This is a genomic window from Rubritalea tangerina (assembly GCF_042683245.1).
Taxonomy (GTDB): domain Bacteria; phylum Verrucomicrobiota; class Verrucomicrobiia; order Verrucomicrobiales; family Akkermansiaceae; genus Rubritalea; species Rubritalea tangerina.
Map to the genome: position 1 here is coordinate 39085 of NZ_JBHUJB010000080.1, position 12504 is coordinate 51588.

At 52.2% G+C, this 12504-nt stretch carries 6 protein-coding genes; 2 read left to right on the forward strand and 4 right to left on the reverse strand.

Annotation, left to right across the window (positions count from 1 at the left end):
• Position 1: 1 nt before the first annotated feature.
• Positions 2 to 1354, reverse strand: a complete 1353-nt coding sequence (locus tag ACFSW8_RS16200; protein ID WP_377088731.1) for a metallophosphoesterase family protein — start codon at positions 1352 to 1354, stop codon at positions 2 to 4.
• 9 nt (positions 1355 to 1363) lie between these two features.
• Positions 1364 to 3238, reverse strand: a complete 1875-nt coding sequence (locus ACFSW8_RS16205; protein WP_377088732.1) for a c-type cytochrome — start codon at positions 3236 to 3238, stop codon at positions 1364 to 1366.
• A gap of 155 nt (positions 3239 to 3393) precedes the next feature.
• Here ACFSW8_RS16205 and ACFSW8_RS16210 point away from each other — a divergent pair, with 155 nt between their 5' ends.
• On the forward strand, positions 3394 to 4185 hold the full coding sequence (locus tag ACFSW8_RS16210; protein WP_377178778.1) for a hypothetical protein: 792 nt from the start codon (positions 3394 to 3396) through the stop codon (positions 4183 to 4185).
• 44 nt (positions 4186 to 4229) lie between these two features.
• Here the strand turns inward: ACFSW8_RS16210 and ACFSW8_RS16215 are convergent, their stop codons facing one another.
• Positions 4230 to 5702 carry a sulfatase gene (locus ACFSW8_RS16215; RefSeq protein WP_377178780.1) on the reverse strand — a complete coding sequence of 491 codons (1473 nt, stop codon included), beginning with the start codon at positions 5700 to 5702 and terminating at the stop codon, positions 4230 to 4232.
• A gap of 277 nt (positions 5703 to 5979) precedes the next feature.
• Entirely contained in the window at positions 5980 to 10641 is a 4662-nt protein-coding gene (locus ACFSW8_RS16220; protein ID WP_377088735.1) for a PVC-type heme-binding CxxCH protein, read from the reverse strand.
• Positions 10642 to 10839: 198 nt separating this feature from the next.
• Here ACFSW8_RS16220 and ACFSW8_RS16225 point away from each other — a divergent pair, with 198 nt between their 5' ends.
• The gene (locus ACFSW8_RS16225; protein WP_377088737.1) at positions 10840 to 12495 is read left to right on the forward strand and encodes an arylsulfatase; all 1656 of its coding nucleotides are present in this window, start codon (positions 10840 to 10842) and stop codon (positions 12493 to 12495) included.
• Positions 12496 to 12504: the final 9 nt, after the last annotated feature.

Genomic DNA, 12504 nt, shown 5'->3' on the forward strand with positions numbered 1-12504 from the left:
GTTAGAGTGATTCCTTAAAGACGAGTGAGCTGGACTGCGACATGCCATCACCGGGCACTTGGTAATAGGCTGCTTCGGCGGATGTTTCGTTAAGGTTAAGGATAGCGTAGCCGTGGTTGATGACTTCTTCGGAGATTCCAGTTTGGTAGAACGTGCCGGTATTGGGATCTTGGAGGAGTGGTGGGATGTCTTGGTATTTGGTGGGATCGAGTTCGGTATAGGGGCTGCCGCTGGCGAGTTCAGGGAAGGCACCGTTACCGACGCAGCGTCCGGCTTTGAGGTTGAGGTGTGGGCCGTAGAGTTCGAGTAGGTGTTCGTGGCCCCAGAGCCACGCGGCAACTTGTCCGGAATCGATGGCGTTTTGGAATGGGCTCAACAGGGCGGGGTTGTAGGTTTGTTTGTTGATTGCTAGGAAGGAGGAGAAGAGTTGGTGGTGGGAGAAGAGGATAATTTTTCTCCCATCGGCAGATTGGATTTTGTCTTTATGCCATTGGATTTCGCTATCGTGGAGGTGGGTGACGTCCTCACCAACTTTGAAGAGGTCATGGTCGTAGTAGCCGGTATCCATTCCTTGGAGCTGCCAGTGATTATTGCGGAGGCAGAAGAAGCTGGTTTGTTGGAGTTCAGTACCTTCGGCGACGTATGGGGGGAGGTTGAGTTGGTCGAGGGTATGGAAGAAGCCTTGGCCGCCACTGTAGTAGTCGTGGTTTCCTGGTAGGTTATAGACGGGAATGGCGCGTGACTTGCCCTGGCTAGGCTTGAGTCTTGCGGCATTGATGATGTCGAGAAAGTTTGTTTGGGCTTCGTTAGGAGTGCCAGCGTAGTAGATATCTCCGACGTGGATGAGGATATCGGGTTCGTGCTTGAATACCTCTTCGAGGACGACGGAGGCGACTTCTTCGCCAGTGCCCCAGTCCCCGATAACGCCGACTGTGAGCGGGGTGTCAGGCATGGAGTAGACTGAGGCAGTGGAGATGTCGCTAGGGTTATAAGTTCGGTATTCTGGTTCTTTTCCTCCGTGGTAGTAGGAGAGGTAGATCTCGACGACTTTTGCCCAGCCTACGGCGTCACAGGTACTGTACTTAAGTTGGTTTTCGAGAGCTTCAATTCTGTCTTTATCACCAGAGAGGTGGGCTTTGACGAGGTCCCATGCGAGTTTCGCGCAGACTTCCAGTGTGCCGTCTTTTTGTTCTGCATTTTCGTCCGCTAGGACATTGGCTGCGGCTTGGACATGTGGGTCGTCTCTAACAAGACCTTTTTGTTTGGTGGCGCCAAGAGCTTGTCGAGCTTCTCTGACAGCGGACTGGAAGAGTGATCGTTTAGCGTCTGAGAAGTGTTTAGGTAAGATTTTCATATGAAATGATTAGATTGTTTTGAGGTATTCGAGGAGGGCGCGCTTTTCGTCTTCACTGAGCTCTGTGCCGTAAGTATGGCCTTGGTTTCCGTTACCTGGGTCTGAAGTTTTCAGGAGGAAGCCCATGCTTTCGGCATCTGGTCCTGAGCTAATCCAGCCGAGTTTTTGGTAGTCGTATTTATTGAAGCCTTTGTAGAACTGGGTGGGGCGGTCTTCAGGTTTTTGGAGGAGGTGCCAGAGGGTTGGTACGGAGCCGTTGTGCAGGTAGGGAGCACGTGCCCAGACGCCATCGAGAGGCGTGTTAGCGTATCCATAGGTTTTGCGGTATGCCTCGAAGTCAAATGGAGGTTTTTGGAAGGTGTGGAACTTATCAACCAACATGGTGGTGAAAGAATCCAGTCTGTGTGGGTCAGTTAGAATTTCTTCAAGTGGGGTGACTTGACCGACTTTTTCAGCGCCAAAGGCATGGCAGCTGGCACAGTTTTTCTCGTAGATGGTTTGTCCTGTTTTGGCGAGTTCGGCATCGACTGAGCCTGGGAATGCAGGTGGTTGGAGAGTGAGGAGGTAGTCTGTGACGCGTTTGAAGTTATCTGGGATGACGGAGGTTTGGGTCGCACCGACGGCCATGGCGGCGGCGTAGTTTCTTTCTCTGATTTCATCGTTGTTCCCATCCCAGTGGAGCCACATGCCTTCACGGGGTTTTTGGTTCCAGACTTGTGGGAGGTCGACAGTGCCGATGGTGTGGTCATCGGGGAATTTAAAGACGTTAATTTTTGTTGGGTTAAAGGTGTCTGTACGTCCGCGTCCTTGCTCTGGTCGGCTTTTTTGCCAGGCGTAGTCTTTGCCTTGTTGGCGCAGGGCTTCTTTTGCGAAGGGAATGATTGCGTAGCGGTAGTAGAGTTTTTCCGAGGCTGTGAGGTCGGCAATTTTCTCGATTTCAGGCATGAGGATGTCTGCTGTGAAGCGTTCATCATTTGCGCAGTCGTAGAGGAACCATTGGAATTTTTCTAGGTCGAACTCATGAGCGGGGCCTCCGAGAATGGGGATGCGTTTGTTCGTGTTTTCGTCGACATAGGATCCTGTATGGCAGAGAGCGCAGTTAGGTTCGACACTTTTGTAGCCGATATGTCTCTCAGCGAGGCCGATAGGGAGGTCTTTACCTTCTTCATAGATTAGGCCGAGGGAGGCATAGCCTTTTTCTGGGTCGGGCAATTTATCTCCGAAGATGTTAGGGAGAGCTTGGAAGAGGTAGAGGGGTATACGCGCTTGCATGCCGAGTCCGATAGCGCCGTATTTGTATTGGTCGGCATCGTCTTGATAGACGGTATCTGGGTGTTTGCGCAGGAGGTTATTCCAGGTTTCAAAGCCGAGGAAGCTGAGGATGAGAATACTGAGGGAGCTGGTGATTTTGAATCCGAGGGATTGTTGCCAACGGCTGGCAAACCATCTGAAGGGGGCGGTCAAGAATGTGCCGAGGGCTTTGAAGAAGGCACCGCGCTCATTGCCTAGGCCTAGAATGAGTAGGGTGCTCAAGATAATACCGAGACTGGAGTCTACCCACATCATCGGTTTGAATGCGTCTGGGAAAGCGGAGGTATTGACGAGATAAATCCAGAAGACGCCAGCGATGAGGCGAGAGATCGCTACCAGCCATGCATAGATTGGGTATTTGGCGGGATTCACCAATGCTGGGATATAAAACAGACTCACAGCGGCTACGAGCATGCCCGCGTTTTGCATCCACTCGTGGGAGGCATCAAAAGGTAGCCCCATCATGCTTTGGAGCATGCCAGGCATCAGAAATGATGGTATGACAAAGCCTAGATTAATGAGGATTCCGAGAAATCCGATCCGCGAGAACCATGTGAGATAGCAATTTTTCATCTGAGTAACATTAAGAATGTTAGACTAACTAGTGGTCTGTTAGGTCGTTTGCAAGGTAAATTTTGTACGTTTGTTTAAAGTGTTTGAGGGTGAGTCTGGAGTGGGGGGAATGTTGGGTTGCGTGGGGGAATGGGTCGTGGTAGTAAGGTGCTGCAATGAGGCAAAAACTGGTGGCATTAGGGATGATCTGGATGGCGGTAGCTGGAGGTGCTACGGCGCAGATGTCATTACAGCAGAGGTTGAAGTTGGCGCACGAGGAGCAGCTGGAGCAGGTAAGGGTGAGTTTTCATTCATTGAGGGACCCGTATCGTATACCGCCGAAGGGGAAGATTGTGGTTGAGGATTTTGATGGGGTGTCTGAGCGGTATCGCTATACTTGGAAGCGAGACATTCCGGTGACGATTTTTTGGGTTGGTGAGGATTCATCGGCGAACAACCCGACGCACAATCATGCGAGTTCTTGGGATCCGAAGTGGATTCACAGTTATGGTGGGGTAGACGACCCGGTGAATAGGAATGGTTATTTTCCGGCAAAGTTTCGGCCGAAGATGAATCCATTTTACATTGCTTTACCCTATAATGATGTGGCGCGTGGTGGTGGGCGGTTTAAGCCTGAGGCGTCCCATGTGATCAAGTGGTTTTGGCGCGCAGCGAAGGCACCTGGAAAGTCGGTATGCAAGGGGCGCTGGTTAGCGATTCACAGCGGTAAGAAGGTGTGTTACGCGCAGTGGGAGGACTGTGGTCCATTTTACACCGACGATTACGAGTATGTGTTTCAGAACAAGCAGCCAAAGCCGAATCGGAATGGCAATGCTGGCTTAGACATCAGTCCGGCGGTACGCGATTTTTTGGGAGTGAAGAGCGGACAGCGCGTTTCTTGGAAGTTTGTGGAAGCTGAGGATGTGCCAGTGGGACCGTGGCAGGAATGGGTTTTACCACAGAGTTAGATGTGGGGATTGTGGGGCTGAGGCTAAAAGTGGGAGGAAGGCGATTAGTTTGTTTTTCGTTTCCAGGTGTAGGAGTGAGGGTCGAAATGGAATGCGTTTTTTGATGGGACGTTGTCATGCCATTGGGTAGTGGCAAATTTTTTCAGTTTATTGATGACTGGTTTACTGGATGGTTCGTGGGCTTTGTTTGTCCATTCGTAGGGATCCTTTGTATGGTCATAGAGTTCTTCGTCACCATTGGCATAGAGGATATAGCGGTGGTTTCTACTGCGGACGGCACAGGAGCCTCGAGCGTGCTGAATGACGACGGCATGTTTCCATGGGGCTGATGGGTTTTCTAGCAGCGGCCGGAGGGATTCTTCGTCAAAGCTTTGGTTAGGCATTGGGAGTCGGCAAAGGTCGACGAGGGTTGGGTAGAGGGAGAGGGCCGAGACGGGAGCATCTGTGCTGATACCGGGTTGAGGAAGCTCAGGGGCAGCAATGATGAGAGGAATCTGTGTAGCATTCTCCCAGAGTGTCCATTTGTGCCAATGGTTCTTTTCTCCGTGGTGCCATCCATGGTCGCTCCAGAGCACAATGATGGTGTTCTTGTGGTGTTTGGATGCTTTCAGCGCTGTTAGGACGCGGCCGATTTGTGCGTCAGCAAAGCTTATCGAGGCGAGGTATGCTTGTATGGCTTGTTTATACTTGGCTGACTGAGAAATGAGGTCGAAGTGTTTGGAGTGAGTGATGCGTTTTGCGGAGGGTGGTAGGTCGTCACGGTCGTTAGGTTTCAGTCCCAGAGGAATGCGTATTTTATCGAGTGGGTAGAGGTCAAAATATTCTTTAGGGGCATACCACGGGAGGTGTGGACGGAAGATGCCACAGGCTAGGAAGAAGGGTTTATTTCCCTGATAGTTAGAAAGGAAATGCTTAGCGTAGTTGGTGGTTTTGGGGTCGTGGTATTCGTATGTGTGAGGAAGTGAGCCCCAGTCTAGCTCGTGGTGGCGTTGGTTTAGGCCCGAGATGGGATAGATTTCAGGTGCGGGACGTTGGGTTTTATTTGGGTAGGTGGACTTTGGGCGGTCCCAGGGGTCCTCCCATTCAATTTCTTGAAAGTCGTGCCATTCATTGGGAGGGTTGAAGCCAGCGGTATGGTGGGTGATTTTTCCCGCGCCGACGGTGTGGTAGCCGTTTTGTTTAAAGTGTTTTGGCAGGCTTGTTAGATTGGGGTGGTTGGGGTGAAGCCATTGGCCATTACCGTAGATTCCGAGTTGTGAGGGGAGTTGGCCTGTGAGAACGGAGGCGCGGCATGGGCCGCATTTTGGTGAAGGCACATGGGCATTGGTAAAGAGCCGCCCTTGTTTGGCTAATTGGTCTATATTGGGAGTGAAGATTTCTCCTGGGTACCCTTTATTGAGGCAACCAGTCCAGGCGCGGAGGTCATCGACAACAAGAAATAGAACGTTGGGTTGGGTAGCTGAGGTGAGGGAGATATTCAGCCAGTAGGTGAGTAGTGCTAGATAGAAGGTTCTCATCGGTCTGGGTATTATGACGGAAGGGAATGCTAGGGGATGCTGCACTATTGCTACTAATGTGTTTGAGTGGTCTTTTATGAGACCGAAAGTTGGGTGTGAAGCATGAAAAGTGGCTCCACGCTGTGGGTTTGGGGCAAAAAAAAAGCCTGAGCTTTTGGGGGCGCTCAGGCTTTCTGAAATTGGGTGGTCATTCGGTTGTCCCGCGTGTGCGGGACGCCTTCACTCCGCCTTGATATTCAGCAAGCTCATTCTGACCATTCCGTTTCGATCAATGGTATTAATTTTTGAGGGGATGCGCTTTGAGTAATTCGTTGGCAGGCATCATTCCCTTTTGGTTTTCGGTGGCTTTGAGCACGCGTTCGATATCTTTTTCTGTGATAACGAAGTCACCGTCTGGAGCTTTGTTGCCGAAGGCGTTTCGGACGAAAGTGAGGACTTCAGCGAGCTCTTTGTTAGGGGTGCGGAAAGCGAATCCTGGCATGACGCCATTGTACTTTTTACCTTTCACATCGATTTCGCCCATGATGCCGTGGAGGGTGATTTTGATGAGGAGGTCCTTATCTGAAGTGACCCATTTTGAGCCAGCAAGTGGTGGGAACGCATTGGGTACGCCTTCCCCTTTCATTTGGTGGCAGCTTGCGCAGCTTTCACCGTGGCCGAAGTGTTCGAAGCCTTTGCGGTAGAGTTCGCTGGCAGTTCTATCTTTGGCGATGTGAGCAGGCACTGGGACTTCAGGCTTCTTCTCTTCGACTTTGATTTGGTTGATGATGAACTTTGCATGGTTGTAGGCGGTTTGTGACCACGAGCTGACTGGTTGTTTCTCGAATTCGACGAGCATTTGCTTTGCGAGTGAGCCTCCGAGCCAGGTGGCGGAGACGAGTGCTTCATGACGCACCTGCGGGTGGGTGTCAGCAATTGCCTTGAGCATGATGGCGTCGAGGTCCGAGAAGGCTTCAGGGTTATAGCGGACAGCCCTGACAGCTGCGGTGCGCGCTCTGTAGTCAGAGGCCTTGAGTAGCTGGTGGGTGAGGTCTGTGTTGATGTTGCCGAGGCCCCATGAGACCCAGAGTGCTTCGAGCAGGTGGTGTTCGAACTTAGGGTCGTTTTTATCGAGTGAAGCGACCCATTTTTTGAGAGCGAGGGTGACCTCTGTGACATCGCGGCCACGGAGTTCTCTGCGGGTGCGATAGCGGCTGCGAGACTCGTGAAGTTTCAGGTTGTCGAGCAAGGTTTCGATGGAGGCACCTGCGATTTTGGCTGGTTTGACGAGTGGACGGGACGGGTAGGTAATGCGGTAGATACGGCCGTGCACGTGGTCGCGGTGTGGGTCACGGGCGTTGTGTTGCATGTGGCCGATGAGAGCGTTACTCCAGTCGATGAAATAGAGGGAGCCATCTGGCGCGAACTCGAGGTCGACTGGGCGGAAGCGGTCTTTATAGGCGCCATCGCAGACGAAGAGGTCTTGTCGGTACTGGACTTTAAAGAAGCCGGTATTGGGGTCCGCTTTGACGGAATGTTGTTTGGCTCCGAGGAAGCCGATGTTATTGCAGATGATGACATCGCCCTGGACTTCGTCAGGGAAGTGGCGGGAGGAGACGAATTCAAGACCGGAGGTTGGTCGGACATTGTGTCCTCCTAGGATGTTAGGAGCCTTAAGGTTATGGTGATAGAGAGGTTTTACGGCACCTTGTTGCATCCAACTGAGTGCTGGGCCAGAGGTGTGGAGGAAGAAGTTTTGGCCCCAGTCATCGAAGGCGATTCCCCATGGGTTGGGGATACCATATTGGGCGGTGCGTTCGAGTTTACCTTTGGTGGGGTCAAATCGGTAGAAGCCACCATTGGTACCGCGGACTGTACCATAGGGGGTTTCAACATTTGAGAAGGAAAAGACGCCTTCTCCCATGTAGATGGCACCTGAGGGATCGGCACAGAATGCGGAGATAGCGTGGTGGGTGTCGTGGTCATCGAAGCCGCTGAGGACGATGGTTTTTTTATCGGCTTTGCTGTCGCCATTGGTGTCTTCGAGGAGGACGAGGTCGTTGCCGAGTGAGACGTATGCACCGCCTTGAGGGGTGATTTCAAAGCCCATTGGGATGTGGATATTTTCGACAAAGGCGGTTTGTTTATCCGCTTTACCGTCGCCATTGGTATCTTCAAAGATGAGGATCTTGTCATTCGGCAGTGGGTCACCGATACGGTAATGTGGGTAGGAACCCATGCATCCGACCCAGAGGCGACCTTGGTTATCGAAAGCCATTTGTGATGGATTTGCGAGGTCGGGGAAGCGTTTTTCGTCGGCGAAGAGTTGGAGTTTATAGCCCTCTGGGAGTTTGATGTGCGAGAGGGTGTCTTCACCGGAGAGGTATTTGTTGCCGCGTTGTCTACTGACGCCATCGGGCTCGATATCTTTGAGTGTGATGGTTTTGGCATCGGCGGCTGGGATATCGAAGGGTTTGTTTTGGAGGGTGGCCCAGAGAGCTTGATCGCGGATGGCAGTCATCTGGCGCGTTTTTTTCAGTTCATCTGGGTAGTTATGGTTACCGAATGGTTTATGGCGGCGGCCATGGACGTGGACACCGTTAGGAATTTTATAGTCGAGCAACCAGAGGCGGTTTTTTTCGGCGACTGCGGCTTTGACTTTTTCGTAGTCCGCAGTGGGTGTGGTTTTGCCGAAGATACCATTGGCGAGTGCAGGAGCGAGTGCTTTGTAGGATGCTGCTGTGAGGTTGTGGCCATTTTGGGTCTGATCATCCTCACTTGAGTCGTAGAGTTTTTTGGTAAAGTCGAAGGTATCGAAGTAGAGGACTCCTTCTTCCATACAGACTTTTGCCATTGCTTGTGAGTAGGCCTTGATGCGTTGGTTCTCTGCGACGCCATCGGGAAGGTGGCGAGTGGCTGAGAGGTCCTCGAATGCGGCTGGGCCAACGACTGCGAGTTGGGGGCCATTGAGGGTGTATTTTTGGGCAAGGGTGTGGCGAATCCAGGCGCGGAGTTCCTCTTTAAATCCATCGATTCGCTCGAGGCCATCGAAGGATTCTGAGTAGCCGAAGAATCCGATGACGGTATCAATCTGTAGGCGTTCGAGCCACTGGTCTGGCATTTCATAGTGACCGGCACCACCACCTTGTTTGCGGAATTCTTCTTTGACCAGGTCACGGCCGTTAGGGATGACGAAGTGGTTATTGCGTGATGGATGTGGACGGAAGGCTGGGGTGTCACCTTCCTTACAGAGGTTGCGGATAAAGAGGGTGTGGTTAGGGTAGCGGCGTTGGAGTTCGGTTTCGAACTCGTGGTGCATGTTCATGCGAGAACCGAGTCCACCACCGATGAGGGCGAGACGTGCATTTTTTGTGAGTTGCAGCGATTTTGGTGGTGCACCTTTGACGACAGCTGGGTGTTTTGGGCCTTCGACTTTGGGAGCTGGAGGTTCGGGAGCTGGGTAGGACCCATTATCGTAGCTCAGAGAACCAGACTTGGTAATGGTCATGCTGTTTTTGGGAGCTCCGAGGTATTTCTTTTCGAGGATGGGCTTACGGTCCTTATCGAGGAGGAGGACGCTGAGGCCATTGAGTCGCTCGCCGAAGTTGTTCTCTACGCGGTTAAAAATTTTGACAGCATCGACTTCGTAGCTGGCACCGAGGTTAAGCTCCCACCATGGGTTATCGGTGACCTCGGCAGTGTGGGTCATTGATTTGGCGCCCCAGTGCGCAGCGGTGTTACCGTCGATCGCTTTCTCGGGTGTTCCAGGCTTTAGGAGGCTGGATTGGGTGGCGGTACCTTTGGGGGCGATGTTATTGCCACCGGAGATGATTTCTACTTCGGTGAGGGTGAGGATACGTCCTTGGCCGGGGAGTTCGATGCGGACGAATTGGACGTTACCTGGCTTACCTTTGATTTTGCTGAGTTTTCGTTTGCGGATGGTTTCAGGCGATTCGAGGGAGATGAAGTCCTCGGGTTGCCTATTTTTTCGGAAGGTATTGAAGCCATACATGAGTGGTTCGTATGGGTTCTTGAGGCTGGCATCTGCCTTTTTGGGGACTTGCATTCCCAGCCCCCAGTAGACGCCATTGATGACGAGGCGGCGGAGGTTTTCGTCGAGTAAATCGTCGGCCGATCCCATGGTGGTGGTGAAGATCTTGTTGGTCTTCCCATTCGCTTGTTTAAAGTTGCGGGTCCAAGCGACCGGCATCATGGGGTTGTTCTTTTTGCCTGCGACAGCGGGAGAGTTGGGGGCGAGGGTCTTGGTGACTTGGCCGCGGAGGAGAATGGTTGCGGGTTGGGTGACATTGACGCCGTAGACGTCGGTTTTGCCGAAGATTGTGTCGACGCCGTTGAGGATGGGGTGGAGCTTATTGGGTTCTTCGACGACGGTGCGGGTTCCTTCGACTGCGTGGCGGCCGTGGTGATTGACCCAAGTTTCTCCGAGTACTTGCTTTCCGAAGCCACCTTTCCAGCCCGTATCTACGGCTGCCTGCCAATGGTACTTATGGAACTTGTTGTTCTTGTCCTTAATATTGAAGGCGTGAGTGGAGGTGCGAAGGGCGACGATTGGCAGACCTTGTTTAAATTTGTAGTCGAACTTGGCCATGGTTTTCTCATCCCAGTTTCTGAAGCGCAGGCCCATGAGGAAGAGGTCGGCATCTTTCATGGCGTTGGGGTTGGAGAGTGAGGCTTGGTTAGTGGGGTCCACAAACTTATTGTTGGCGTCCATTGAGAAGAGGACGGTGCAACGAAAACCCTGGCTGGAGAGAATTTGGGCGAGCATGGGCATGGCCTCTTCTGAGCGGTATTCTTCGTCACCTGCGAGGAGGACGATGTGTTTGTTTTTGCCAGGCTTGGATGGATCACCTTGGAAGGTGAGGTAGGTATCCTCGGCTTGTGCCGCACAGAGGCTGAGACCAGTGGTCGTGAGAAGGGTAAGTTTGATGGATCGGTTCATGGTGGGTAGCAAATGATACAGGATACATACCTATATTTCATCATTAGTTACCAATAAATCGCGAAATCTATAGGTTGAATTCCGAAAAATCGTCAAACTTCTGTTCAGATTAGGAACGGGAGGTGCGTGCATTCCACATGCGATGTAGCAGAATGCACATTGGAGAGAATGATTGGGCGGTATTGCGTAGAGTTGGGTATGCAATGGATAAAGCAATGGATTTTAGCAGGGGCCTTGTGCCTTTCGGGGTGGGCGGCTCAGAAGCCAAACATCATTTTCATATTGGTAGATGACATGGGGTATTCCGACCTCGGGGCGTATGGGGGGGAGATTGAGACGCCTCATCTCGACCGGCTGGCGAAGGATGGTTTGCGTTTCACGCAGAACTACAATGCGGCACGCTGTTGTCCATCGAGAGCGGCGTTGTTGACGGGATTGTATTCGCAGCAGGCGGGGATTGCGGACTTCACGAAACCTCATTCTGAGGAGGCCAAGAAGGGGCCAGCGTATCGCAATCATCTGGGGAGTGATTGTGTGACTTTGGCAGAGGTATTGCGGTCGGCGGGTTATGCTACTTATGGGGTAGGCAAGTGGCATGTGGGTGAGAAGGTGCTGCCTACAGAGCGTGGTTTTGATGAATATTATGGGTATTTGAAGGGGTATGAGGCGGACCAGTGGTCGGCAAAAAAGCATTACAGATTGCCAAGGGGGAGGAAAGAAGAGGTGCGTCACCGGCAACCCTATTATGCGACTGATGCATTTAGCGACTACGCTGTAGAGTTCATCAAGCAAGGCCAGGCTCGGGAGAAGCCATTCTTTCTCTATTTGGCGCATTCCTCACCCCACTTTCCACTGCAGGCGAGGCCAGGGCTGCGCGACAAGTATGTTGAGCGCTATCGGCAGGGGTGGGATAAGCTGCGAGAGGCACGTTACCAAAGGCAGGTGCAGAGTGGTTTAGTAACAGGAGCGTGGAGCTATACCGAGATATCAGAAGTTCCAAAGGACAAGTCAGAGATTGCCAATGGTTATGCGGGAGAGGCCAATCCAGCGTGGTCTAGTTTAGCTGAGGACCGGCGGGAAGATTTAGCGTATAGGATGGCCACCTTTGCTGCGATGGTGGATCATGTGGATCAAGGGGTTGGCCAAATCATTGCTCATTTGGAGAAGACAGGGGCCTTAGAGAACACCTTGATATTTTTCACCAGCGACAATGGTGCGTGTTATGAGTGGGGGCCGTATGGTTTTGACGGGCCGAGCCGCAGAGGGGTGACGCGGTTGCACCGCGGGGAAGAGCTAGAACAAATGGGGGGAAGGGGCAGTTATCACTCGGTGGGGAGTGGTTGGTCATGCCTATCCAATACCCCACTGAGAATGTACAAGCACTTCAACCACGAGGGTGGCAATTGTAGTCCAATGGTGGTGCATTGGCCGAAGGGGATAAAAAGGGCTAACAGGTGGGTGCGTGAGCCCAGTCACTTGATCGACATTATGCCCACAGTGTGTGAGGTGGCTGGAGTTAATTATCCGAGTCAGTACGAGGGCAGGGAAGTTCAAGAGGTGGAGGGGATGAGTTTAGTGCCACTCTTTTCGGGAGACGTGGGCGGCTTTTCTGAGAGGGTGTTAGGTTTTGATCACTTCGGCTCGAGCGCATTGCGCAAAGGTGGGTGGAAGCTTGTTAGGGGAAACAGGCGATACAATGGTGGGAAGTGGGAGCTCTACAACATTGATAGAGATCGTTGCGAGACAAAGGACCTCATAGATGCGCATCCTGAGAAGGCTCGTGAATTGTTAGGTGAGTGGGAACAATGGGCAAAACGGGTGAAGCTGTACCCGTATTTTGATCCGAAGCGCTGAGTGAGAGAG

What these genes read in the sequence shown, in the direction of transcription:
- ACFSW8_RS16210 (WP_377178778.1), top strand. Translation starts at nt 3,394, where the DNA reads ATGAGGCAAAAACTGGTGGCATTAGGGATGATCTGGATGGCGGTAGCT.
- ACFSW8_RS16200 (WP_377088731.1), bottom strand. Translation starts at nt 1,354, where the DNA reads ATGAAAATCTTACCTAAACACTTCTCAGACGCTAAACGATCACTCTTC.
- ACFSW8_RS16205 (WP_377088732.1), bottom strand. Translation starts at nt 3,238, where the DNA reads ATGAAAAATTGCTATCTCACATGGTTCTCGCGGATCGGATTTCTCGGA.
- ACFSW8_RS16225 (WP_377088737.1), top strand. Translation starts at nt 10,840, where the DNA reads ATGCAATGGATAAAGCAATGGATTTTAGCAGGGGCCTTGTGCCTTTCG.
- ACFSW8_RS16215 (WP_377178780.1), bottom strand. Translation starts at nt 5,702, where the DNA reads ATGAGAACCTTCTATCTAGCACTACTCACCTACTGGCTGAATATCTCC.
- ACFSW8_RS16220 (WP_377088735.1), bottom strand. Translation starts at nt 10,641, where the DNA reads ATGAACCGATCCATCAAACTTACCCTTCTCACGACCACTGGTCTCAGC.